The following is a 24,283-nucleotide window of genomic DNA, read 5'->3' on the forward strand; positions in this document are numbered from 1 at the left end:
GAGTGAAACACTACACTAGCCCCTGCTTTTACCTCGCACCTCGAACCCGCTTTTAACCTCGCCATCTATCTCCAATAGCTTCGCCGCGAGACGCTGCTCCTACGATACCTCGAAACTCGCTTCGCTCCGTTCCCGGAATTCGCAAGCTCATTCCAGGCTACGAGTTCCGTGACTGCTTTACCTTTCGCCTAGCCCCTAGCGCCTAGCCCCTGCTTTTCCCTAGCCCCTAGCCCCTAGCCCCTAGCCCCTGCTTTTCCCTCGAACCTCGAACCTGCTTTTAACCTCGCCATCTATCTCCAATAGCTTCGCCGCGAGACGCTGCTCCTACGATACCTCGAAACTCGCTTCGCTCCTTTCCCGGAATTCGCAAGCTCATTCCAGGCTACGAGTTCCGTGACTGCTTTACCTTTCGCCTAGCCCCTAGCGCCTAGCCCCTGCTTTTACCTCGCCCCTCGAACCTCGTCCCCTCGAACCTGCTCTTCAACCCAATCACCTCATACACTTCCAGCGGCTTCTGCTTGCCCTTTACCTGAATGCGCTGCAGTGGTTGCACTTCTACATCATCCTTTACCGCCTGGTAGATCTGGGCGCTGATCAGAATCTGATTGATGCCGCTGTGCTCCTGGATGCGTTTGGCTGTGTTCACATCGTCACCGATGGCGGTGTATTCGATGCGCGCCTGGCTGCCGACAAGGCCAAGTACCGCCTCGCCGGTGTGAATGCCCACTCCGAATGAAAGCCGCAGTTCTGCTGGCAATTCCTCGTGCAGCTGCTCGATGGCGCTGCGTATCTGCAGCGCCGTGCGCACCGCGCGCAGAGCATGATCGACCTGGGGCAAGGGTGCGTTGAACCAGGCCATGATGGCATCGCCGAGGAACTTGTCGATGGTGCCCTCTTCCGCCAGCACGGCATCGGCCATTGCCCCCAGATAACGATTCAGCAAGCCCACCAGATTTTCCGGCGTCAGCTGTTCGCTGATGCGGGTAAAGCCGTGGATATCGGCAAAGAGCGCGGTAATCTCGCGCCTCTGACCGCCAAGCTGCAGCTGGTCAGGATCGATCTGGCTCAGAATGGCCGGTGATACCATATGCTCCAGCAACCTGCGCTGGGCCTCCATCTGTTTCAGCGTCGTGACATCGTCAATCACTATGGCGATGCCCAGCACCTGTTCAGCGCCACGCAGCACCGAAAGATTGAAACGCAGATGTACCTTGCCGCGCTCCTGCAGCACCGGGCTGACCTCCAGCCCGATCAGTGGCTCATGGGCCTGGCATACCTCTTCAAGGTGGGGCAACAGCAAGGCGTTCAGCGGCGGTCTGAGGCTGGCTATGGTCTGGCCGACCAGCATCCTGCTGTGGGGATAATCCAGAATGCGCAGCGCCGCCAGATTGCACAGGGTAATACGCCCCTGCAGGTCGGTGGTCATGACACCGCTGACAATGGAGGCAAACACATTATCGAGCAGATTTTTCAGCTCAGTGGTATCGGCCAAGGACTGACGCAACTGCTGTTCGCGCGCCTGCAACTGCTCGGTCATATGGTCAAAGGCATCCCCCAGCTGGCTCAGCTCGCCATGGCCTGCCGGCACCCGGGTGCGGGCCTGCAGATCCCCCTGCTGCAGCCGCTCGACACCGCCGCGCAACAATGCCAGCGGTCGCAGAATCTGTACGCGGGTAAAGCGCAGGATACTGCGCACCAGCCATGCTGCCAGCACCAGCGCCAACAGCATCACAAGCGCCAGGATCACCGAAGGCCCCAGCGCTTCAAACAGCGGCTGTTCCACGATCGCAAACCAGGGTGCCAGCTCAAACGCCATGCCAAAACCCAGCACCCAGCGTCCATCCAGTGCAGGATAGATATGCAGGCCACCGTCGGCTATAGCCTGTGGACTGCGGCCGATAAGGCTTTGCAGGGGCGCATCGCTATACAGCAGGCGCAGGTTGCGATGGGCCACCAGCTGCCCCTTCTGATCGGTGATATACACGTAGCCCGACTCGGCTACCGGCAGACTGATGGCAATATTCCATAGCGTAGTCAGATCGAAGCGTGCTACCAGAGATGCCGCAAAGACCCCCAGTTCGTCATTGACAGGGGCTGCCAGGGTAACTGTCGGCACGCTGAACTCACCGAAGTCCACCGCACCCAGGTAGCTATAACCGGCACGTACAACGCTGAACCAGGGCTGCTCGCTGACTTCGATCTGATAAGGCCTGCCGACACGGTTGCGCTGGATCAAAATGCGCCCATCGGCATCTATCAGCTGCAGCTCGAACAGGGTGGGTCGGCGCGCAATCAGCTGCCGCAACAGATCGCTCTGATCCGCGGACGGCCCAAGCGCCGCAGCGGTTGCTATCAGGTCGCTTCTGACATCCAGCAGGTAGGAGTCAAAAGCACGGGTGGCCTGCAGGCCCGCTTCATGAAACTGGCGCTCCTGCCGGTTCTGCGCCCCGAGTAACCCGGTCACTATCACAAACACGAAGCCAATAATGGCGATAATGCCCAGCAGCAGTACGCGCTGGTGCAGACGCCGGCTTAGCGAGCCTTCAGGCCCCAGCAATCTGGTTGGGCTGCGCAGAAAGCTGCGTCCTTTACTGGCCCGGCTCATTGCAGGAAGTCCGTTACGTTTTCGGCGGTCACCAACCGCAGGTTGCTCCACAGCAGCGTCGCCGGAAAGGGCTCACCGGTTTCCAGGTGGCGCACCATCAGTTGCACGGCACGGCGGGCCTGGAGTTTAGGAACCTGGTCCATGGTGGCATGCAGGCGCCCATGGCGGATGGCCAGCAGCGCATCGGTATTGGCATCAAAGCCGGTGACCAGAACATTGCGCCTATTGGCAGCATCCAGTGCATCGGCGATACCCAGTGCCATCACATCATCAACGGCCATGATGGCATCAATATCATCGAGCCGTTCCAGCCAGTCCGCTGCTACCCGCTGCGCATCAGCGCGCTGCCAGCGTCCGGAACTCAGCCCCAGCACATTGATATCCCCCTCGCGCAGCCCCTCAAGCATGCCGTTGCGCCGATCAAGGGAGTTCTGATGCCCAGGCAGGCCCTCCATGATGAGTACGTTGCCAGCACCGCCGAGCTGCTCCACCACCCAGCGCCCGAGCAGGGTGCCGGCGCGGAAGTTATCTGAGCCTACATAGGTCAGAATGCCCTCGGCATTGAGCGGCGTATCGTAAACAATCACGGGAATGCCGGCACGAACGGCTTTTTCCACCACCGGCGACAGTCGATTGGTATCCAGCGGAGCAATGATAATACCGTCGCTGCGGTTTTCCCGGATCAGCGCATCCAGACTGCGAATCTGGCGCTCAACGGCATACTCCTGCACCCCCTGCACGCGCAGAAAAACACCAAAATCCTGGCGCGCCGTTTCGGCACCTTCCTGAGTACGACGCCAGTAGGGATTGGCCCAGGCAAAGTTCTTCATCAGAAAGCTGATGCGCCAGGGGCGGCTCGCCGTCAGCTCCTGCGCCACCCCCAGAGCCCGGCTGTCGGCTGCGGCCTGGGCCTGATTTTGCGCCAGCACCGCCGAGGCCTTGGGCCTGGCTCGCTGCTCCGGCTTGTTGTCACAGCCGGCGAGAAAGCCCGCGGATAGAAGCGATAACAAGAGTATCCGCATAGCTGCAACAAGGCGGCCAGATCCAAGCCTGCGTAACCTCGTCATCGGCTGACTCCTCGGCTATTCGAAGCCTTCAGTCTAGGCTCTGTTGGTCATTGGTGATTGGTGGGACGGTTTCTGATCGGGCAAGCAGCATGGCATCGAGACCCTGCGCCTTGCACACGGGGAGGCGACCATATATGGAATGAGCCCCGGGCGAACTCCGAGATACTTATTCCCCCGGAATTCGCAAGCTCATTCCAGGCTACGGCCTAATGACCAATTAGGACCCGTGAATCGTGATTAGATGGCTTAGAGCTTTCAGCCGTAAGCTTAAAGCTGTCAGCTTACGGCTGAAAGCTGCCGGTTTACCAATTACCAAAGACAAAAGACAAAAGACAAAAGACAAATGCCATCCTGTGTGTAACCTGTGCAAACAACGGCAGCGCCCTGCGTGCACAGTTTTACACAGGCATGTTTTTCCCGTTGTGGATTAATCTCTGATCAGCTTTTGCAGAGTCGGCAGCGCCGGGGGCTAGACTCAACTGTGATGAGCTTGTGCGGAGCTTATGCACAGACTTATGCCAGTATTTTGTGCACAGATTTAGAAGCATTTCCGGAGAAACTTATGCACAATCTAGTTACGCACAGGCTGATAAAAACGCCGCCAGACTTGTACGCACTGTGTATAAAAAGTTACCCACAGAACTTATACAGCAACGTGGTACATATAGGGCCGACCATTACCGCGCTGCTTTTGCTCCACCGTAATGTCCGGCGCGAACAGCCCCAGGAAATCCTTGAAGCTGGCAGCACCGAAAGTTCGAGGGTCAAAGTCAGGTCGCTGGCGCTTCAGCAGGCTGCCGGCGTGACCCATATTCATCCAGCCTTCGTCATCCGAATGTTCGCGCCACGCCTTGATCAGCAGCCGCTTGATCAGAGCCATATCCGGGTTGCCCGGCAAGGTTTCAGCAGGCACGTCACCGAGGATTTCGGTGAAGATAAAGTCGTCGCAGGCATTGCGAAACGAGATGGGGGTCTTCTTCTCGCCAAAGCCGAAAACATAGATTTCCGACTGTTTAAGACGGGAGGCCAGGCTGGTGAAGTCACTGTCACTGCTGACGATGGCAAAGGCATCAAAACGCTTGGAGTAGAGCAGATCCATGGCGTCAATAATCATGGCGCCGTCGGTGGAATTCTTACCAGTGGTGTAAGCAAACTGCTGGCAAGGCTGTATAGCCAGCTCATTTAAAGTAGTACGCCAGTTCTTGAGATTTTCGGAGGACCAGTCGCCGTAGGCACGCTTGACCACTATATGGCCGTGCCCGGATAGCTCGTCGAGGATATGTTTGGTTTTGGAGCGCTGAGCATTATCGGCATCGACAAGCACAGCGATTTTCTTGTGTTGATCCAGATCCTTCATATAACAAGGCCACTCCGTTGCCGGCAGCTGAAAGCTTCAGCCTAGTCCCTGCAGCGGATTCTGGGTAGCGAAACCCATAGACCCCGGAATTCGCCCGAGGCTCATTCCAGAGATGCTTAGGGCTTTCAGCCGTAAGCTGCCTGTGTACCAAGAACCGGTACCGCGGTCACCTTGGTGGGTTACGCTACGCTCCACCGCATCCTACTGCCTGCTTACCAATTACGACTCAGGCGGCAATCGGCCGATGACGCAGCCGCGCAACCGGGCGCTCATCAATGAAGATATGAATCACGGCGGTGATCAGGGCAATCACCGCGGCAGACCACCAGACGATGTTATAGGTGCCGGTGGCATCGTACAGGTAGCCGCCCAGCCAGACGCCGAGGAAGGAGCCTAACTGGTGGTTGAGGAAGACGATGCCATAGAGGGTCCCCATATGACGCAGCCCGAACATCTGCGCCACCAGGCCGGAGGTCGCCGGAACCGTCGCCAGCCACAGAAAACCGGTAGCAATGGAGAACAGATACACGGTGGTGGTACTGATGGGCACCAGCATAAAGAGGCCAATGGCCAGCGCGCGCAGCGCATAGATAATGCCCAGCAGATTCTTTTTCGAGTACTTGCCCGACCAGGACCCAAACAGCAGACAGCCAAAGATATTGAAGAGCCCGATCAGCGACAGGCTGATGACGGCCACCTGGGGATCGAAACCGCTGTCCGTAAGAAAGGCCGGCATATGCACGGTAATAAAGGCCAGCTGAAATCCGCAGACGAAAAAGCCCGCGATCAGCAGCCAGTAGTGCACATGACTGGTGGCCTCCTTCAAGGCCGCAGGCAGCGTCTGCTCGGGCTCAGCCTCATCGGCGGAACGGGCCTTGGCGCTGTCGCCGCGAAAAGGCGTGGCCAGCATCAGCATGCAGAGCGCGCCGCCTGCCAGCAGCAGCAGCGCCGTCTGCCAGCCGTAACTGGTGATAAAGCTCTGGGCCACCGGTATCACCAGCAGTTGCCCGGCGGATCCCGCTGCGGTACCCAGGCCCAGGGCAAAGGCACGCTTCTCGGGCGTCACCATTCGAGCCAGCGCCGGCAGCACCACACCAAAGCCTGTACCGGCGATGCCCATGCCGATCAGAACGCCGGCACCGGTGTGCAGCGCCCAGATACTGTCAGCAGTCGAGGTAACATAGAGCCCAAGTGCGTACACAATGGCGCCGCCGATCAGGGTGCGAGTGGTACCAAAGCGATCCGCCACGGCACCTGCAAACGGCTGGAACAGGCCCCAGCACAGGTTCTGCAACGCCAGTGAGAAGGCGAAAATCTCGCGGCCATAGCCAAAGGTTTCGGAAATGGGCGCCATGAAAAAGCCCATGGACGAGCGCAGACCGAAGTTGATGGCCAGCAGCAGACAGGCAAAAGCGACGAACATACTCAGCAGTTTGACCGGAGTGCGCATGAGTCTGATTTCCATTGTGACCACGGCAGCGGTCGAGGGAGAAGGGCATTGGGCCCGGAATTATCGCAGTTAAGTACTCGGCCCTCAATCAGACGACGATGACTGACACCGGCACAATCGTGCAGAAAAACGACAGCCTCACAAAAACCGCGTCAGAAATAGTAGCCCAGCGACAACATCGCCTCCTCGGCGACGTCTCTGCGGTACTGCAAACGCAGGTCAAGATTAGTATCCAGCGCCTTTCTCAGCTCCAGAGTCACACCGGAGCGCGAGCGCTGGTCGCCGTCCAGCGCTTGGCGCTGATCCAGTTGCAGGCGTCCGCTGTAGCTTGCACCCAGAGTCATATTGGCGAAAAAAGACGCTTTTGCCACTAGATGACCGCTGTGCTGATAGTTTTCCTGCGCCACACCGCCAATGTTCACTCCCAGCAGCAGATTGTGATTAATACGCCTGGCCGTACCGATCGCGCCTTCCGCCTGCACCACCAGACAGCGGCTGCAGGCCAGACTGTCCGCCTCGGCCCCCAGCTTGAGCTTCCAGTAACGTCCGTTGTCGCCCGGCAAGCCGGTGACAGAATCGTTCAGGCTCTCCAGATTCACCAGGTTGATAGCACGCATTTCAGTCTGGCCATCAAAATGCACGGCGCTGACCTCGCCCATCGACAGCACCGAATTCTTGATATGACCATTGCCCGAATCCAGCACATCGTAATAGGCCGGTCGCAGGCTCAGCAGCAGGCCATTGCCCCGCGCACTGTTATGCAGAGCGCCAATGCGCACCAGGCTCGGATTACGCCCCTGATGCGGCGCAGGCTGGCGGCTTTGCGGCAACTCGGTCGCCCCCGGCGGCAGACTGAAGCGCGCCTGCAGCACCTGCTGGTAGTGGCTGTTGTTGCTATCGGCCACGCCTTTGTCGGGCTCGCGGAGGTACTGGTAATAGTCGAGCAAGGTGTCGAGAATGCGCTGACGAGCCGCCAGGGCGGATGCCCCATCCAGCACTTCCTGTAACCGTTCTGGCTGTTCGGCCGCAGTACGCACTGCGGCGCGCTCATCGGCCCCAAGGGCGAAGAAACGGTTGTAAAGGCGAGTCTGGCGGGACGGGTGGTAGCGCACCGAGCGGATCAGCGGCTGGCCCTGCAGGGTGCCACCTTCCATCTTCTGTATAACCGCCTGGGGGATGGTGGCAAAGCTGGATTCGGGAATGATTTCCAGCCCGTCTATGACCTCCAGCAGTTCGGCCACGCGGTAGGCGCAGTTCTTGCGAAAAAAGTAATAGGTATATTCACGCCGCAAGACTTCCCAGCCGTGTGCGACGACAAAATCGACCTGCTCGCGGCTGAGATTCAACTCGTACTCCCACAGGTCGCGCAACTCCACCTCACCGTAAACGCCGCTATGGAAATAGTATTCAACTTCGCTGAAACCACCGATATAACCGCCGAAAACGCCTTTGTACATGTAACGCAGCGGGTTTTCGTTCGGCGGTACCACAGCGCCGTAATTCAGGCTGTTGTCCAGCAACTGTGATTGCCCGCTGTCGCTGGCGGAATTGAACTTGAGCAGCGTATGGCCATAGAAGGAGGCCGGGTTACCCAGATAACCGGTAGCGTATACCAGACTGATGGAATCGATGCGGTTGCCACGGTTCCAGGCATTGAATGCCGCACACTCCAGCGCCGCAAACATCTTGGTTTCTGTACTCTGGCGGATCCAGATAAAGCGCGCCGGGAACAGGCACTGGGCGTGTTCATCGACATTAGCGCCGGGCTTTTGCGCAAACGCCTGTAACGTCGCCTCAAATTCTGCCTGCGGGTCTGTAGTGCCGCTCGGGCTCAGGAAAAACGCATCGTTGTGAATGGCACTGCGATAACCACTGGGGGAACTGCGATCTGACTCGTAGTGCAGCAGTTTGAGCCAGGTCGGCTGCAGCCAGGGACTTTGCGTCTTGTCCGGTCCCGTGGCTTGGGCTTGGGCTTGGGCGACGAACAGCAACAGCAGCGCCGCTGCCAGAGTGCAGAGCAGCTTGAGCGAAGGTATCGGCATGGGTATCTGGGATTTCACACTGGTTGAGCGCACCGGCAGTGGCTGCCGGTGCGCTCAGGGGCTGGATCAGGCAGCGCAGTTAGCAGCGGCTGCATTCACCACATCGTAGTAGATGGCGGCTTTCTCGATTTTAGTCTGCTCGGCATAACCGGTAACACCGACCTGCTGGCCCATCTGGCCACGCACGGCACTGATCACAGACGGCTGAGCGCTTTGCTGGCAATCCATTATTTCGAGCATGGCGCTCAGATGTTCACCCTGGCCCTGGGCGGTTTCTTCGGCAAGGTTGTCATAGGTATCCAGAATGAATTGCGCGACCTGAACGTTACGCTTGTTGCAAGTCTCAGGGCTGGAGGTCGCAGAGGTCACCGCCGTAGTACCCAGGTCCCAGATAATATTGGACGTAACTGCCGCCCAATGAGTTGTCGGGAACAGGGCCGCACCTATGCCACAGTTCACGTAAGGGTTGGGACCGGAGCCCACAGGCTTGGTTTCTGCCAGAGTCGCGGCAGACATGCTCAGGGCGGTGCCGGTAAGCACCAGGGATAACAGGCTGTGCTTGATGTTCATCAGGAAAGGCCCCTCCAGGGCAATTAAATCCATTTATCCATTTCGTCGTCGGGGCAGGCGCCCCCAAGAATACCTGCGCAAAAATACAGCATCGAAAATTACCGTCAATTAAAAACAAATTTCCGTGCCACATTAAGGGCTAAAAACGCGAGGTGAATGGTGATTAAGCTGAAAGGGGCCAGTCGAAAGGGGCAAGGAAAAGCAAAGCTCCGCCGGTGATTGGTCCGCTTTCCACGCATAACGAATAACCAATGACGAATCTCAAAAAAAAACGCCAGACTCAAGCAGAGTCTGGCGTGGGCATAGCGATCAGAGCGTAAAAAACGGTTTAAAGGTGCCGATCAAAGCACTCTTTTACCGTCGATCAGGCGGGAGCGACCGGCAAGATTTTCATCCCGCAATGCCACCGGCAGCAACGCCTGGGACAGGTTCTGATAGCACACGGGACGCAGGAAGCGGTGAATTGCGGCGCTACCAACTGAGGTAGTGCGTGCATCGGAAGTGGCGGGGAAAGGACCGCCATGAACCATGGCATGGCATACTTCAACACCGGTCGGCCAGCCATTGACCAGTACTCGCCCGGCACGACGCTCCAGAATTGGCAGCAGCGCCTGCGCCTGCGCCGTATCAGCGGCATCCATCTGCAGGGTGGCGGTGAGCTGCCCTTCCAGATGCGCTGCCACACGCCTGATTTCGCCTTCATCGGCACACTCGATTACCAATGAACAGGAGCCGAAGACTTCACCTTGCAGCGCTTCGTCAGCCAGGAAATCTGCCGCCTTGGCCACAAAAATACCGGCCTGGCACTGGTAAGGCCCGGCACCCGCCTGGCCACGAGCCAGAGTACGCACACTGCCGTGCTGAGCCAGAACGCCTACGCCATCGTTAAAGGCACCGTGTATACCCGGTGTCAGCATGGTTTGGGCTGGCGTGGCCTGTGCAGCTTCTGCCACAACATCGAGAAAAGCATTCAGCGCCGCACCCGACTGGGCAATCACCAGACCCGGGCTGGTACAGAACTGACCGGCACCCATGGCCAGGGAGGCTACAAAACCCTGGGCGAGCTCGGTACCGCGGGACTGCAGCGCCTGGGGCAACAGGAATACCGGGTTAATGCTGCTCATTTCGGCATAGACAGGAATCGGCTGCGGACGCGCCTGGGCCGTCGCCATCAGCGCGGTACCGCCACTGCGTGAACCTGTGAAACCCACCGCCTGTACGCGTGAATCCGCCACCAGTGCCTGACCGACTTCGCGGCCTGATCCGAACATCAGCGAGAACACACCTTCTGGCAGAGAACATTTGGCCACGGCCGCCTGTACCGCAAAACCCACCAGTTCCGAGGTTCCTGGGTGCGAGGAGTGTGCCTTGACGATCACAGGGCAGCCCGCAGCCAGTGCCGAGGCGGTATCGCCGCCTGCAACACTGAACGCCAGCGGGAAGTTGCTGGCACCGAACACCACCACAGGTCCAAGGGATATATGACGCTGGCGCAGGTCAGCGCGCGGCAGCGGCTGGCGCTCCGGCAGAGCCGGATCAATGCGCAGATCCTGCCACTCGCCGGCGCGTACCACCGATGCAAACAGGCGCAACTGACCGCAGGTACGGCCGCGCTCACCTTCCAGCCGTGCGCGGGGCAGGCCAGATTCCTGCATGGCGCGTACAATCAGCGCATCACCCAGGGCTTCAATTTCGCTGGCTATAGTTTCAAGAAATGTCGCACGCTGCTCAAGCGCAGTCTCGCCGTAGGCCACGCAGGCGGCCTCGGCCAGCGCACAGGCCTGTTCAACCTCAGCGGCACCGCCACCCAGATAAACAGGTTCAAGGCGCTCGCCCGTGGACGGGTCAATCGCCTGAATGGCGGCGCCCTTGCCGCTAACGCCATTCTGGCCGATCAAAAGCTGTCCTTTGAGTTGCATCGTTACTGCTCCTTAGTGAGGAATAAATTCAGCGCTGGCTGCATCAAGCACTCAGCTTGACGCAGCCAGTCGCAAGACGGGTTAACTGACGGAGGCCGTTACGACCGGACTTTTCAGCGGTTTGCGGATCACCAGGAAGTACACAAAAACGGCTGTCAGAAGAACGAAGAAGAGACTGTCCAGATTGGTAAAGAAGGTCATGGGATTGCCGTTGGACAGTGCCAGGGAGCGACGCAGGAACTCTTCCAGATTCGGGCCCAGAATAAAACCAAGCAGCAAAGTGATTACCGGGAAGTCATTTTTGCGCAGGTAATATGCCAGTACACCCATCACCAGTGTCATGATCATCTGGAACATGGAGTAAGTGGCCACATAGCTGCCAACCACCGCCAACAGGGCAATGGCACCGTAGAGCGCATCCTTGCGAATGGATACGATGCGGATAAAGTAAGGCCCCAGCAGGAAGAGTGTCAGCGGAATCAGCACTATGGCGCTGAACAGCAGTGATGCCAGCATGGGCGCTATCAGCCCTGCCTGCTCCGCCATCAGTTGTGGCCCCGGCTGAATACCATTGATCACCAGCACGCCCAGCATAATGGCGGTCACCGGATCACCGGGAATACCGAAGGTCAGCATGGGCACCAGGGCGCCGCCACAGACAGCGTTATTGGCGCTTTCCGACGCTGCTATGCCCTGCGGGTTACCCTTGCCAAAGCTTTTCGGATCCTTGGACGTACGTACCGTTTCGACATAGGCCAGAAAGCTGCCCATGGAACCGCCGGCACCTGGCAGTGTGCCGACGAAGTAACCGATCAGGCTGGACTTGAGGTAACAGCCCAGACCAATCTTGCGGATAGACGCGAAGGACGGCAGAAAGTCACGCCGGCGTATGGCCTTGACCTTGCTGAGGGCAGTGGCGACCTTGCCGGAATCCGACATTGCACCGGCCTGAATCAGTATCTCGCTGATGGCAAAGGTACCGATAATCACCGGCATCAAATCCAGGCCCGCGGTCAGGTCACTCAACCCGAAGGTAAAGCGTGTCACTGGTACCATGGCATCCAGCCCAACCGTTGCCAGCATCAGCCCGATACAGGCCGCCATGGCTGCCTTAATCATATTGCCGCGCTGGGCAATAACGATCACGATCATGGCAAAGGCGATGAGAGAGAACTTGCCGGTCGTCTTGACCAGCAAAGACAACTCGGCGATGAAGGGTGCCAGCACTATCAGCAACAGCGCCCCCAGGCCGCCACCCACCATGGAACCGAAGGACGCGTGCCCCAGCGCCAGGGCGCCTTCACCGCGTTGCTGCATGGGATAGCCATCCAGCGCCGTCATCATGGAAGAAGGTGCACCCGGAATATTAATGGTGGTTGCGGTAATGCTGCCGCCACACATGCCGGCCATATAGATGCTGGCACAGGCCATAAGCGCGGTGGTGACATCCAGGCTGTAGGTCAGGGGCAACAAGAGCGCCAGCGCCAGCGTTGCGGTCAGGCCCGGAATAGCGGAGAACACAGTACCGATCAGAAAACCCGCCACCACATAAGCCAGGGTGGCAGGATCTAACAGCTTGGCAAAACTGCCAATAACAAGTTCAATAAATTCCATGGACTACTCCCACATCGCCGGAAGACGAACGCCAAACATCTGTTCAAAAACCAGATACCCGAGCCCGACTGTAACTATTGCAATGGCCAGTTTCTGCCAGATTTTTTCCCTATTGGAGAAAATAATCATTACGGCGAAAACATAGAGCGCCGACGAAATCAGATAGCCGACCTGCGAAAAAGCGAATATATAAACAGCCGTCGCCACAATAATAAGATAGGCGGAACGTTCACTCGTTTCTTCAGTGTCGTTATCGTTGCTTGTATCACTTTTGGGATTTGTTTTTTCGGCTGCCGCTCTGTCTTTGCTGATCTCTCTGAATAAAAGAATCGAACTGAATATGACAGACAGGAAACCGATTAACATGGGGAAGAATGAGGGTTTGAGCTGGCTTTCCACAACGGGCATTCCCAGTGAAAATGCAGACAGAAGATAACCGCACGCAATTACAAGAACAAACACATGGAAAAGTATTTTTCCGCTACTCTCTTTTTTCTGAAGCATGGCCTTATACCTCGAAAATGCCCCCGATTACCGGGGGCAGTCCCGCTGACGGTTTACAGAGAAAGCTCATCCATGACTTTGAATGTTTCTGCTTGCAACTCACCCATCCAGCCCTGTACTTCCGAAGCACCAAGCCAGCTTGGGGTCACACCGATACTGGTGACCCAAGTCTGGAACTCTTCACTTTCGAAGGCTTTTTTATAGGCGGACTCTATGACTGCAATAGTATCTGCCGGCGTATTTTTGGGCGCCGCCAGAATGATAAAGCTGCCAGTTTCAAGCGTGTATCCAAGGGTGCTGATCGGCGGCACGCTCAGGTAGGACGGGTTCTGTTCCGATGACAGCTCTACCAGGCCAACGGCATCGCCGGACTCAAGAATACCGCTGAAGTCACCCAGGCTGGAAATGGCACCATCCAGTTCGCCCGACAGCAGCGCTTCGGCTTCGGCCGTGGATGATCCCGGATAGGTGATGACATTGAAGTCCACGCCGGTTTTTTCTTCCAGACGACGGACCGCCAGGAAAGGACCTGAACCTTCAGGAGCTACACCGATGCGTACAGTGTTGGGGTTAGCCTTAGCCGCTGCGACCAATTCCTCGAAGCTGCTGTAACCTGATTTTTTGGAAGCAACAATGGCATCAGCTTCACGGGTAATACGGGCGATAGGCGCCATATTTTCCAGCGAATATCCCGGCACCATGTTGCCCCGTGGCAGCGTGATAACACTGTCGTAGGTCAGCACACCCAGGGTGTGACCATCCGGACGTGCCTTTGTCATCTGCATCAGGCCCGTAGCGGTTACAGCGCCACCAATATTCTCGACATAAATCGATACCGGCATGTCCTGCTCGGCAAGATTGCTGATTTTGCGCGAAATGGCATCAGCACCGCCACCTGCAGGCCAAGGCACTATCAGGCGAATATCACGGGACGGAAATTCCGCCGCAACAGCCGAAGATGACAGTACAAGCGCGCCCAGGGCGAGACTCAGATTACGTTTGAATTTTGTCAAAGACATGTTAGCTCCACTTTCTTATGGTTGTAATGCAGGCCGTTAAATACGACTGGTATCGATACCCGCGCGTCCGCGGTTATTATTCCCGGGGGAAAATCTCAGAAATGGCAGTAGCTGATCTGGTATAAATCAGGCTTCAGTGTATTTGGTGTACTCAGCCAGCGATTCCTCGTTTGGCGGATACAGACCGATAACGGCACTGCCGCTGCGGACCTTGCCAATTACGTAGGCTTCGAATTTTTCCATGCGGATTGCTTCTTCAGCGATGACGGCGGCACGCTCAAACGGAATTACAATAATGCCATCGCCATCACCCACCAGGACATCGCCCGGGTTGACCATCACACCGCCACAGCCAATGGGAACCTGAATATCCACGGCATGGTGTTTGGTCAGATTGGTCGGCGCGCTGGCCTTGGCACAGAACACAGGCATATCCATACGGGCAGCCTCGGTGGCATCGCGAATACCGGCATCCGAAACAAAACCGGCGCAGTCGCGGTATGCAAGACGAGCCAAAAGAATGCTGCCGGCGCTGGCGGCCGAAGCATCCTGGCGACAATCAGATACAAGGATATGGCCTGCGGGAACTGTTTCCACCGCCAGTCGCTGAGGATGCTTGGGATCCTTGAACGCCTCGATGGAATCAACATCTTCCCTGGCAGGGATATAGCGCAGGGTAAATGCCTGACCAACCATCTTTACGTCTTTAGCATTCATCCGGCTCACGCCCTGGATGTAGGTGTTGCGCAGTCCCTGTTTGAACAGGGCTGTGTGCAATGTTGCTGTGGACACCTGCATCAGCAACTGCTTGATGCGTGGATCCAACTGCTGACTCTTATTTTCTTCGCTCATTGGACTCTTACCGTTACTGACCCGTTGAAAGTGGAGTCAATATAGACGATGAAAAATTACAAATCAAACAACTTTTTACAAATAATCGCCGAGGATCTGAAATCCTGCCGTCTGGTACGTGCTACAAACAGGTGCCGATCAGGCATCAATTATTAGCCGCGCACCCTGCGTGCCTAACATCAATACACCGCGAATTTGCACGCGACTGTGCCCATTTGCGCCCATTTGTGGCCCTTGCCAGACCTGACCTGGGCGGACCTGCGTTGACAACACTGACCTGCCTAAATACTATTTGTAAAATTTATCTGGCCCAGATCATGAACACTCAAAAAATCAAATCGCCGGAATCCCTGTCATCGCTGGTATATGAAAAGATCCTTACCGCGATCATCAACGGCGAATACAGCGTTAATAAAAAGCTGCCCACCGAAGCCCAGCTCTGCGATATCTACAACGTTTCGCGTCCGGTCGTCAGGGAATCCTTAACCCGGCTCAAGGAAGACAACCTGGTTGTCTCCAGGCGGGGTTCAGGCAGCTTTGTGATAAAGCGCCCTGACAGTACAGTGCTGCAGTTTTCCAAAATATCCAGCATCTCGGATATTCAGCGCTGCTTTGAATTCAGAACCAATATTGAGAGCGGTGCCGCCGGCCTTGCCGCTGTACGCCGTACCAAAGAGCAACTGGACCGCATTATCAATGCCGCCCAAGCCATGACCGAAGCCAGCAAGCGCCACGCCGTGGCCACCGATGAAGACTTCGAGTTCCATATTGCCATTGCCGATGCTGCCAATAATGGTTACTACTCGACCGTGTTGAAGTCGCTGCAGGACAATATAAAAGAAGGCATGAACATCACCCGCACACTGTCGCTACAGGCTTCGGAAAAACGCCTGAAAATGGTACAGAAAGAACACGATGATATTCTGGACGCCATAGTCGCAGGCGACGGTCCGCGGGCCGAAATTGCCATGCGAGCCCACCTGACCAACGCCAAGACCCGCATGTTCGAAGGTACCAGCGACTAAAAAATATTCACAGGTATGAACAAAAGCCTGCCCGCCGCTGGCAAACCGGCAGCTTTCAGCCGTAAGCTGACAGCTGACAGCTCTAAAGCCCCCAGGCAGCCGAAAGGCGATATAGACACAGGGGGGTGATTATCGTAATGTGTTTTGCCGCTCAGCCAAGGCAGAACGAGCGATATTGATACTGAAGAATTTCGAATCCTGGACAGGATACGTATCGGTATGCCGGCTCTGATTCAGTTTACATAAAGCCAACTTAAAGTAACTCTGCAAAAACAGGGTTAAGTTGTTAGCGCCTGAAAACGACCGAAAACAGCCGGCTTTAAATAATCGCGACACGTCGAATAATTGCCTTTAGGCAAAAAATAAACCCGTGCGCGTAAACATCGGAACAGAGGACTCTTTTATGACAAATTTGAAGATCGTTTGTGTTATCGGTGCCATGGCGTTTTCCCTTGCCGGATGTTCCGGAACACCAACAAAAAGTGACTTGATGCTGCAGCAGGCCGCAGTCACGCAGGAAGAAGCCAAGCTCAAGCAACAATTGGCCAAAGACTGGGAGCGCGGCGCCAAACTGGTCGCAACCGGCGAAGAGCGCGTCGAAGACGGAGAGGATATGGTGGACTCCGGCGAAAGCGAGGTAAAAAAGGGCAACAAAGCCATCAACAAGGGCAAAGACGAAATTGCCGAAGGCAAAAAGCTGATGGAAATAAGCGAGCGTCGCTTTGAAGAAGCTTTTACCAAGGCAGAAGCCTCAAAAGCACCGTAATAGCACCCACTTCCTCACAATAGTCAACGCGGCTTCAGGACTCCTCCAGGAGGGGTGCCTGATGACCGCAAGATACCCCTGCATCTCTCAGTCGCAGAACCCCGGCTCACAGGGTCTAGCCCTTAAACGATCAGACACAAAAAAGCCCCACTATGACTAGGAGGCTTCAATCAGCATTACTCTGGAGAGCACTTGGTGCCCGGAGGCGGACCAAATTGCCGGGAGCAATTTGGCATATCGGAGCGCAGCGACGATGACCCGCAGGGCGAACACCAGGGATGGTGTGAGTAATCGAACCTCGGCTCGATGGAGCCTCACCCACAGAACTACCAGACACAAAAAAGCCCCACTATTGACTAGCGAGGCTTCAATCAGCATTACCTTGGACGACACTTGGTGCCCGGAGGCTTCTTCACTGGAGGGAAAACCAACCACCAAATTGCCTCTTTAAAAACGATCAGACACAAAAAAGCCCCACTATTACTAGGAGGCTTCAATCAGCATTACTCTGGAGAGCACTTGGTGCCCGGAGGCGGACCAAATTGCCGGGAGCAATTTGGCATATCGGAGCGCAGCGACGATGACCCGCAGGGCTAACACCAGGGATGGTGTGAGTAATCGAACCTCGGTTCGATAGAGCCTTACCCACAGATCTACCAGACACAAAAAAGCCCCACTATTACTAGCGAGGCTTCTAAGTATTACTTGGTGCCCGGAGGCGGACCAAATTGCCGGGAGCAATTTGGCATATCAGAGCGCAGCGACGATGACCCGCAGGGCGAACACCAGGGATGGTGTGAGTAATCGAACCTCGGTTCGATGGAGCCTCACCCACAGAACTACCAGACACAAAAAAGCCCCACTATTGACTAGCGAGGCTTCTAAGTATTACTTGGTGCCCGGAGGCGGAATCGAACCACCGACACGAGGATTTTCAATCCTCTGCTCTACCGACTGAGCTATCCGGGCAACTCAAGAGGCGCGTATTATTCTCTTTGGCGGCCTCCTTGTCAACGCTATATTTCCATAAATTTCATAGGTTTTGCGATAAATGTCAGAACACTACAGAGCCAGGTGAACCACTGGTCACTGATCATCCATAAAACGTTTGGCGTGCTCCTGGCCCTGGGTATTTTTATCCCACTCAAGCCGATGATGTAGTGCACCTTTGGCCAGCATATGGGTACTGACCGGCGTGGTCAGCAGCAGGAATACCGCAATCAGCAGTTGATTCATGCTCAACACGCCACTGTTCCAGGACGACAGCAGCAAGGCGCCGACCAGCAGCCCCCACATTCCCAGGGTCGTGGCCTTGGTGGGGGCATGCATGCGCGTATAGAAGTCCGGCATGCGCACCAGCCCCAGCGAACCCAGCAGTATGAAGGCGCCACCACCTAGCAGCAGCAACGAGACAATCAGTTCAAACCAGAATGGCACAGGCCAGCCTCCCTCAAAATGAACATGGAGCACAGCTCTGGGCTGCGCTCGGTATTATTCAATAATATCGCCACGCAGCATGTACTTGCATACCGCCACTGTGCTGACAAAGCCCAGCAGTGCGATCAGCAGCGCGGCCTCAAAATAAAGCTCGGTGGACTTCCAGAGCCCAAACAGAATGATCAGCGCACTGCTGTTGATATACAGCGTATCCAGCGCCAGTACCCGGTCCGGCAGACCCGAACGGGTATGCAGGCTCCAGAGGTTCATCAGCATCGCCAGGCAAAGCATGGCGAACACCAGGGGTATGACCCAACTCAGCATTCGAAAATCTCCCGCAGCGGTGTCTCATAGCGATGCTTGATGGTGGCGATCAACTGCGCCTCGTCTTCCAGGTCCAGCACGTGCAACAGCAAGCGAGAGCGATCCGCCGACACATCGGCACTCAGGGTGCCTGGCGTCAGTGAAATGGTGCTGGCCAGAACAGTAATGGGAAAGTCCCGGGTGATATCCAGCGGCACTTCAACAAAGGCCGGGCGCAGCTTCAGTTTTGGCCGCAGCATCAGCCGCGCCACTTCCATATTGGCCACCAGAATGTCCCACAGCACCCGAAACAGGAACATCAGCGCCTTGATCGGGTGACGGATGGCAGGCTGAGGGTTGCGCAGATGCATTGTCAGCAGTGGAATCGTCAGTGCCAGCACGGATCCCAGCAGCAGGTGACCAGGCGCCACCGTCTGGTTCAGCAGCAACCAGACCAGCAGTAACAGCAGACTGGTATAGGGCAATGGTAACCAGGTACGCATGTTATTTGACCTCCACCAAGTGAGTCACCGGCTGCAAAACGCTGCCGATCTGGCCCTGCACGTCATGCAGTTGCTGCGCCGTAGCGGCCGCCATATGCGTAACAGGCCCGGCAAAGACCGATAACAGCAGCGGCATGGACAGTAGCAATACGGTTGCCAGCAGTTGCACTGGATGGGCCCGCATAATCTCGACAGGCTTGCCCGCCGGGTTCCAGAACAGGGTACTGCCGGCGCGGGACAGGGTTATCAGTGCCACCAGACTGCTACCCAGCACCAGTGGCCAGAGCCAGCTCATTTCAGCGACGCTGCTGGCGGCGCTAAGCATCAGCACCTTACCGAGGAAGCCCGCCAGCGGCGGCATGCCGATAACCGCAATGGCACCGATAAAGAACAGCGAACCCAGCAGTCGTCCCTGCCCGACGCCACGCCCTGGTACCAGCCGGTCGCCTACCTTGCCGCGCTGGCGCGCTATCAGATCGGACAGCAGGAAAAGGCCGCCACAGATCAGGGTGCTGTGCAGCAGGTAATAGAGCGCCGCCGCCGTGGCGGCTTCACGCTGCAGCGCAATGACCGCCAGCAGGGAACCAACCGAAACGATTATCAGATTGGCAATCAGACGGCGCAGGTCCTGCGAAGCCAGCACACCGATGGCACCGACCAGTATCGTCATCAGACCCAGCGGCCAGAGCCAGGGGCCGGCAATATGACTGAGCGACCCGGCGGCGTCGCCGAAAATCACCGTGAACACCCGCAGGATGGCGTAGATGCCCACCTTTGTCATGATGGCAAAGAGCGCCGCCACCGCCGGTGTCGAGGCCGCGTAGGCCGCAGGCAACCAGAATTGCAGCGGCAACATGGCGGCCTTGAGCCCGAACACGATCAGTAGCATCAGGCCACCAGCGCGCACCAAAGGCGCTTCAGCGGGATCCAGATGCTGCACCTTGAGCGCCAGGTCGGCGATGTTCAGCGTGCCCAGGGTGCCGTACAGAATGCCCAGCGCAAACAGGAAGATGGCCGACCCCGCCAGGTTCAGAATCACATAGTGCAGACCGGCCCGGGTACGCGTCTTGCCACCGCCAAACATCAGCAGGCCGTAGGAGGCGATGAGCAGAATCTCGAAAAATACGAACAGGTTAAACAGGTCGCCGGTCAGGAAGGCGCCGTTGACTCCCAGAATCTGGAACTGCAACAGCGGCTGGAAGAAGGAACCTTCTTCAGTCCGCGGGCCAAAGGTATAGAGCAGCGAACAGAAGGCCAGCACCGAGGTCAGTAGCAACAACAGCGTACTGAGGCGATCGGCCACCATTACAATACCAAAGGGTGCGGCCCAGTCTCCCAGGGCATAAACCCCTATCACTCCCTGCTGTGCCTGCTGAACCAGCAGAACACTGATCAGCATGGTTGCAGCCGACAGCACCAGGGCAAAATTGCGCTGGCGCACCCGGCTATCGGTCAGGGGCGGCAACAACATCAGCAAGCCGCCGAGCAGCGGCAGAATAAGCGGTAACAGGATCAGATGCTGCATCTCAGTTACGCTCCTCTGAATCCAGTACCAGTTCCGGCACACGACCATCCACATGATCGTTGCCCAAGTCTCCCCGGGCACGCATGGCCAGAATGACGACAAAGGCCGTCATTGCAAAGCCAATCACTATCGCGGTCAGCACCAGCGCCTGGGGCAACGGGTCGGCATGATCGCTGCCGGCACCCAGTACGGCGGCGGCACTGTTATTCAGGCGCCCTGTGGCGAACAGAAACAGGTTCACACCATAGGACAGCAGGGTCAGGCCCACCACCACGGGAAAGGTGCGCCCGCGCAGCAGCAGGAAGACACCTGCGGCAGTCAAAACGCCGACACAGACGGCATACAGGGCTTCCATCAATCTTGCTCCTTGGTCACGGGTCTTTCACTGGTGGTCATCTGACCGAGATTGGCAAGAATCAACAGCGTGGACCCCACCACCGTCATGTAAACCCCCAGGTCAAAGGTCATGGCGCTGGCCAGTTCGAACTCGCCAATCAGCGGCAGCTCGAAGTGACCAAACCAGGACGTCAGGAAAGGTCGGCCGAACAGCCAGCTGGCAGCCCCGGTCAGGGTCGACAGCAGGATTCCGCAGCCTATCAGGCGCGGGTAAATCACCCGTACCCGCGCTTTCATCCAGTCCACGCCCTGGGCCATGTACTGCAGAATCAGCGCCACAGCCGTTACCAGTCCGGCGATAAAACCACCGCCGGGCATGTTATGGCCGCGCAGGAAGATAAACACCGACACCAGCAGCGCCAGCGGCAGCACACTCTGGGATATGGTGGCCAGCACCAGCGGATGGCGATCCCGTGCCCAGCCGCGTCCATCGGCATCACCGGAAGGCATAAACAGACGCAGCCCGGCCAGCAGGTTGTAGATACCCAGTGCCGCTATCCCCAGCACGGTGATTTCGCCCAGGGTATCGAAGCCACGGAAGTCCACCAGAATGACGTTGACGACATTGTCGCCACCGCCGCCGGTTTTGCTGTTCTGCAGGAAGAAGTCGGAAATAGGATTGAAGCTGCGAGTCATCATGGCGTAACTGATCGAGCCCATCAGGCCACCGATCACAATCGACAGCGACAGGTCCCGCAGTATATGGCTCGGACGTGATTCGCGCGGTGTACGCTGGGGCAGAAAAAACAGCGCCAGCATCAGCAGGATCAGCGTCACCACCTCGACCACCAGCTGCGTCAGTGCCAGATCCGGCGCTGAGAAGCGCGCAAATACCAGCGACACCACCAGCCCCACAACAGACAGCATCAGCAGCGCCACGACCCGGTTGCGATTGTAAATCACAGTGGCAATAGCACCGATGCACAACAGCAGCGCCATGGCGATGGCAACCCCGTCCAGCGGTAACTGCGGCCTGTCGCCGGCCAGGTTCACCAGATCCAGCATTGACTGCCCCACCAGCAGCGCCCACAACAGCAGCATCAGCACCAGATAGCGCTGCAGCGAACCGTTATCGAGCCGCTCCAGCAGCCAGGTGGCGGACGCAATCAGACGACGCACCACGCGCTCAAAGGCCTCATTGGCATTGAACTCCGGGAACTGCTTCTGAAATGCATAGATATTGCGGCGGTTGAAATACACCAGCAAGCCGCCGCACATGGCCACCAGACTCATGATCAGTGGCGTGTTAATGCCATGCCAGATCGCCAGGCTGTACTCGGGCAGCTCACCGCCCAGTACGGCGGAGGAGGCCAGCGCCAGCAGCGGTCCTACCACCAGGCTCGGGAATATACCCACCAGCAGGCAGAGCGCCACCAGAATTTCCACCGGCACTTTCATATAGCGCGGGGGCTCATGGGGTGTTCTGGGCAGGTTGATCGGCTCGCCGTTGAAGAAGACATCGTGAATAAAGCGCGTCGAATAGGCTACCGAGAATATACCCGCCAGGGTTGCCAGCACCGGAATAATCCACGATAGAGACCCCAGGAAGTCCTGTTGCAGGGTTTCGGCAAAGAACATTTCCTTGGACAGGAATCCGTTCATCAGCGGCACGCCAGCCATCGCCAATGCCGCCACCATGGCCAGGGCCGCGGTATAGGGCATGTATTTCCACATGCCGTTGATGCGGCGCATGTCTCGCGTACCGCATTCGTGGTCGATGATGCCGGCGGCCATGAACAGGGACGCCTTGAAGGTGGCGTGGTTGATGATATGGAACACCGCTGCCACAGCGCCCAGCTTGGTACCCAGACCGAACAGCAGCGTGATCAGACCCAGATGACTGACCGTGGAGTAGGCCAGCAGACCCTTGAGATCATGCTTGAAGAGCGCGAAGTAAGCGCCTACCAGCATCGTTGTAAGACCGGTCAGGCTGACCAGCGCAAACCAGAGCTCGGTGCCGGACAGCGCCGGGTAGAGTCTGGCCATCAGAAAGAGCCCGGCCTTGACCATGGTGGCTGAGTGCAGGTAGGCGCTGACAGGGGTTGGCGCCGCCATGGCGTGGGGCAACCAGAAATGGAACGGAAACTGTGCCGACTTGGTAAAGACACCCAGCAGCACCAGTACCAGCGTCACCGGATACCAGGCATGGGCACGAATCAGGTCGCCGCTGGCCAGAATCACATCCAGCTCGTAGCTACCGGTAATCTTGCCCAGCAGCAGAATGCCGCCCAACAGCGCAAGACCGCCGGCACCGGTTACGGTCAACGCCATGCGGGCACCGCGACGGGCCTCGCTCTTGTGCCACCAGTAGCCGATTAGCAAAAATGAGCTGATGCTGGTCAGTTCCCAGAACATCCACAGCTGCAGCAGGTTGCCCGACAGCACTATGCCCAGCATCGCCGTCATGAACAGCATCAGATAGGCATAGAGCCGTGCCATGGAATCCTGCGCCGACAGGTAATAGCGCGCGTAGAGAATAACCAGCAGGCCAATGCCCAGAATCAGAATGGAAAACAGCAGCGCCAGACCGTCAAAACGAAAGCTGATATTCAGCCCCAGCGCTGGCAGCCACTCAAGCTGCGCCTGAATCGAACTGCTGCCCTCAAGCTGGGGAATCAGGCTTAGTGTCAGCACTAGTGCCAGTGCCGGCAGTACCGCCGTAGCCCAGGCAAGGGCTGTGCGTCCCAGGCCCGACGCCAGAATGGGGACGAGCGCCCCCAGCAGTGGCAGCAAGGGTATCCACATGAGAGTCATGCCGTGTTCATTCCTGTTTCAGGCAAAATTGGTCGTGAGCGGGCCAAAAACCAGCGGCCCGGTATCATGGCGACGAGGCTGGCGACATCACTCCGATACAGGTAACTGCCCGTATGAGCAGGCCCGACCGGCGGATATAGCCGCCGGCCCTGCAATATTTCGGAATAAGTGCCCAAGCCCCTCGAAATCAGGATGCGTCGCTAGGCGCTACGTAACCTTCTGCCTTGGCGTAATCATCGCCGCGCATGAATTTATCCATTTCCTTTTGCAAAAATTCGCGGGTCGAAGGGTCCATCATGTTCAGGTGCTTCTCGTTGATCAGCAGCGTCTGATGGGCAGTCCACTCAGTCCAGGCTTTCTGGGATATATGCTCGTAGATATCCATGCCCTTGGGGCCGGGATAGGGCGGACGCGCTAGACCTTCCAGCTCCTGTTGGTACTTGCGGCAGAATACGGTACGGGTCATCGGTGTCTCCGAATAAATTACGTTTTAACCTTGTGGACAAACAGACTCAGGCTCTGAGTTGTCCGTCACGCCACAGGCTCGTTGATCCAAAAGCTCGGGCGCACATATC

General features: G+C 57.1%; 20 protein-coding genes and 1 tRNA gene. 2 read left to right on the top strand and 19 right to left on the bottom strand.

The window, feature by feature from the left end; translation table 11 throughout:
• Positions 1-427: 427 nt before the first annotated feature.
• From MPRO_RS02870 to MPRO_RS02920, 11 genes are all read right to left on the bottom strand, one after another.
• Positions 428-2,605 (bottom strand): adenylate/guanylate cyclase domain-containing protein, encoded by a 2,178-nt coding sequence (locus tag MPRO_RS02870; protein WP_067286673.1) that lies wholly within the window; start codon positions 2,603-2,605, stop codon positions 428-430.
• Positions 2,602-3,672 carry a sugar ABC transporter substrate-binding protein gene (locus tag MPRO_RS02875; protein ID WP_082708415.1) on the bottom strand — a complete coding sequence of 357 codons (1,071 nt, stop codon included), beginning with the start codon at positions 3,670-3,672 and terminating at the stop codon, positions 2,602-2,604. Before MPRO_RS02875 ends, MPRO_RS02870 begins: the two co-directional genes overlap by 4 nt.
• 643 nt (positions 3,673-4,315) lie before the next feature.
• The gene (locus tag MPRO_RS02880) at positions 4,316-5,029 is read right to left on the bottom strand and encodes an NYN domain-containing protein (protein ID WP_067286680.1); all 714 of its coding nucleotides are present in this window, start codon (positions 5,027-5,029) and stop codon (positions 4,316-4,318) included.
• 226 nt (positions 5,030-5,255) lie between these two features.
• Positions 5,256-6,479 carry an MFS transporter gene (locus MPRO_RS02885; protein ID WP_067286683.1) on the bottom strand — a complete coding sequence of 408 codons (1,224 nt, stop codon included), beginning with the start codon at positions 6,477-6,479 and terminating at the stop codon, positions 5,256-5,258.
• A gap of 152 nt (positions 6,480-6,631) precedes the next feature.
• Positions 6,632-8,521, bottom strand: a complete 1,890-nt coding sequence (locus MPRO_RS02890) for an Lnb N-terminal periplasmic domain-containing protein (protein ID WP_067286686.1) — start codon at positions 8,519-8,521, stop codon at positions 6,632-6,634.
• 66 nt (positions 8,522-8,587) lie between these two features.
• Positions 8,588-9,124, bottom strand: coding sequence for a DUF3015 family protein (locus MPRO_RS02895; protein ID WP_245635014.1), 537 nt, complete (start codon positions 9,122-9,124; stop codon positions 8,588-8,590).
• Between the two features lie 308 nt (positions 9,125-9,432).
• On the bottom strand, positions 9,433-11,010 hold the full coding sequence (locus MPRO_RS02900; RefSeq protein ID WP_067286688.1) for an aldehyde dehydrogenase (NADP(+)): 1,578 nt from the start codon (positions 11,008-11,010) through the stop codon (positions 9,433-9,435).
• Between the two features lie 81 nt (positions 11,011-11,091).
• A complete protein-coding gene (locus MPRO_RS02905) occupies positions 11,092-12,624 on the bottom strand; it encodes a tripartite tricarboxylate transporter permease (protein WP_067286691.1) in 1,533 nt (510 codons plus the stop codon).
• 3 nt (positions 12,625-12,627) lie between these two features.
• The gene (locus tag MPRO_RS02910) at positions 12,628-13,128 is read right to left on the bottom strand and encodes a tripartite tricarboxylate transporter TctB family protein (RefSeq protein ID WP_067286693.1); all 501 of its coding nucleotides are present in this window, start codon (positions 13,126-13,128) and stop codon (positions 12,628-12,630) included.
• Positions 13,129-13,181: 53 nt separating this feature from the next.
• On the bottom strand, positions 13,182-14,147 hold the full coding sequence (locus MPRO_RS02915) for a Bug family tripartite tricarboxylate transporter substrate binding protein (RefSeq protein ID WP_067286701.1): 966 nt from the start codon (positions 14,145-14,147) through the stop codon (positions 13,182-13,184).
• A 126-nt stretch (positions 14,148-14,273) separates the two neighbouring features.
• A complete protein-coding gene (locus MPRO_RS02920) occupies positions 14,274-14,999 on the bottom strand; it encodes a ribonuclease activity regulator RraA (RefSeq protein WP_067286704.1) in 726 nt (241 codons plus the stop codon).
• A gap of 317 nt (positions 15,000-15,316) precedes the next feature.
• Between MPRO_RS02920 and MPRO_RS02925 the strand changes: the two genes are divergently transcribed.
• Together MPRO_RS02925 and MPRO_RS02930 are read left to right on the top strand one after the other, a co-directional pair.
• On the top strand, positions 15,317-16,024 hold the full coding sequence (locus MPRO_RS02925; protein ID WP_067286708.1) for a FadR/GntR family transcriptional regulator: 708 nt from the start codon (positions 15,317-15,319) through the stop codon (positions 16,022-16,024).
• A gap of 403 nt (positions 16,025-16,427) precedes the next feature.
• Entirely contained in the window at positions 16,428-16,790 is a 363-nt protein-coding gene (locus tag MPRO_RS02930) for a hypothetical protein (protein ID WP_158651736.1), read from the top strand.
• An 893-nt stretch (positions 16,791-17,683) separates the two neighbouring features.
• Here MPRO_RS02930 and MPRO_RS02940 read toward each other — a convergent pair.
• From MPRO_RS02940 to MPRO_RS02975, 8 genes are all read right to left on the bottom strand, one after another.
• Positions 17,684-17,759, bottom strand: a tRNA-Phe gene (locus MPRO_RS02940).
• Positions 17,760-17,876: 117 nt separating this feature from the next.
• Entirely contained in the window at positions 17,877-18,227 is a 351-nt protein-coding gene (locus MPRO_RS02945; protein ID WP_067286718.1) for a Na+/H+ antiporter subunit G, read from the bottom strand.
• 54 nt (positions 18,228-18,281) lie between these two features.
• Complete coding sequence (locus tag MPRO_RS02950) at positions 18,282-18,551, bottom strand: K+/H+ antiporter subunit F (RefSeq protein WP_067286722.1); 270 nt, start codon at positions 18,549-18,551, stop codon at positions 18,282-18,284.
• On the bottom strand, positions 18,545-19,033 hold the full coding sequence (locus tag MPRO_RS02955) for a Na+/H+ antiporter subunit E (protein ID WP_067286725.1): 489 nt from the start codon (positions 19,031-19,033) through the stop codon (positions 18,545-18,547). The genes MPRO_RS02950 and MPRO_RS02955 overlap by 7 nt, the downstream gene beginning before the upstream one ends.
• Before the next feature lies 1 nt (position 19,034).
• Positions 19,035-20,558 (bottom strand): monovalent cation/H+ antiporter subunit D, encoded by a 1,524-nt coding sequence (locus tag MPRO_RS02960; RefSeq protein WP_067286729.1) that lies wholly within the window; start codon positions 20,556-20,558, stop codon positions 19,035-19,037.
• Between the two features lies 1 nt (position 20,559).
• Entirely contained in the window at positions 20,560-20,913 is a 354-nt protein-coding gene (locus MPRO_RS02965) for a Na+/H+ antiporter subunit C (protein WP_067286732.1), read from the bottom strand.
• Positions 20,913-23,708, bottom strand: coding sequence for a monovalent cation/H+ antiporter subunit A (locus tag MPRO_RS02970; RefSeq protein WP_067286739.1), 2,796 nt, complete (start codon positions 23,706-23,708; stop codon positions 20,913-20,915). The genes MPRO_RS02965 and MPRO_RS02970 overlap by 1 nt, the downstream gene beginning before the upstream one ends.
• Before the next feature lie 187 nt (positions 23,709-23,895).
• Entirely contained in the window at positions 23,896-24,174 is a 279-nt protein-coding gene (locus MPRO_RS02975) for an oxidative damage protection protein (RefSeq protein ID WP_067286742.1), read from the bottom strand.
• Positions 24,175-24,283: the final 109 nt, after the last annotated feature.

It is taken from the genome of Marinobacterium profundum, from assembly GCF_001528745.1.
In the GTDB taxonomy this organism is placed as follows: Bacteria; Pseudomonadota; Gammaproteobacteria; order Pseudomonadales; family Balneatricaceae; genus Marinobacterium_A; species Marinobacterium_A profundum.

Coding starts and splice junctions, on each gene's coding strand:
- MPRO_RS02955 (WP_067286725.1), bottom strand. CDS start 19,033: ATGCGTACCTGGTTACCATTGCCCTATACCAGTCTGCTGTTACTGCTG.
- MPRO_RS02905 (WP_067286691.1), bottom strand. CDS start 12,624: ATGGAATTTATTGAACTTGTTATTGGCAGTTTTGCCAAGCTGTTAGAT.
- MPRO_RS02915 (WP_067286701.1), bottom strand. CDS start 14,147: ATGTCTTTGACAAAATTCAAACGTAATCTGAGTCTCGCCCTGGGCGCG.
- MPRO_RS02875 (WP_082708415.1), bottom strand. CDS start 3,672: ATGACGAGGTTACGCAGGCTTGGATCTGGCCGCCTTGTTGCAGCTATG.
- MPRO_RS02885 (WP_067286683.1), bottom strand. CDS start 6,479: ATGCGCACTCCGGTCAAACTGCTGAGTATGTTCGTCGCTTTTGCCTGT.
- MPRO_RS02970 (WP_067286739.1), bottom strand. CDS start 23,708: ATGACTCTCATGTGGATACCCTTGCTGCCACTGCTGGGGGCGCTCGTC.
- MPRO_RS02925 (WP_067286708.1), top strand. CDS start 15,317: ATGAACACTCAAAAAATCAAATCGCCGGAATCCCTGTCATCGCTGGTA.
- MPRO_RS02920 (WP_067286704.1), bottom strand. CDS start 14,999: ATGAGCGAAGAAAATAAGAGTCAGCAGTTGGATCCACGCATCAAGCAG.
- MPRO_RS02965 (WP_067286732.1), bottom strand. CDS start 20,913: ATGGAAGCCCTGTATGCCGTCTGTGTCGGCGTTTTGACTGCCGCAGGT.
- MPRO_RS02930 (WP_158651736.1), top strand. CDS start 16,428: ATGACAAATTTGAAGATCGTTTGTGTTATCGGTGCCATGGCGTTTTCC.
- MPRO_RS02900 (WP_067286688.1), bottom strand. CDS start 11,010: ATGCAACTCAAAGGACAGCTTTTGATCGGCCAGAATGGCGTTAGCGGC.
- MPRO_RS02880 (WP_067286680.1), bottom strand. CDS start 5,029: ATGAAGGATCTGGATCAACACAAGAAAATCGCTGTGCTTGTCGATGCC.
- MPRO_RS02975 (WP_067286742.1), bottom strand. CDS start 24,174: ATGACCCGTACCGTATTCTGCCGCAAGTACCAACAGGAGCTGGAAGGT.
- MPRO_RS02895 (WP_245635014.1), bottom strand. CDS start 9,124: ATGGATTTAATTGCCCTGGAGGGGCCTTTCCTGATGAACATCAAGCAC.
- MPRO_RS02890 (WP_067286686.1), bottom strand. CDS start 8,521: ATGCCGATACCTTCGCTCAAGCTGCTCTGCACTCTGGCAGCGGCGCTG.
- MPRO_RS02910 (WP_067286693.1), bottom strand. CDS start 13,128: ATGCTTCAGAAAAAAGAGAGTAGCGGAAAAATACTTTTCCATGTGTTT.
- MPRO_RS02960 (WP_067286729.1), bottom strand. CDS start 20,558: ATGCAGCATCTGATCCTGTTACCGCTTATTCTGCCGCTGCTCGGCGGC.
- MPRO_RS02870 (WP_067286673.1), bottom strand. CDS start 2,605: ATGAGCCGGGCCAGTAAAGGACGCAGCTTTCTGCGCAGCCCAACCAGA.
- MPRO_RS02950 (WP_067286722.1), bottom strand. CDS start 18,551: ATGCTGAGTTGGGTCATACCCCTGGTGTTCGCCATGCTTTGCCTGGCG.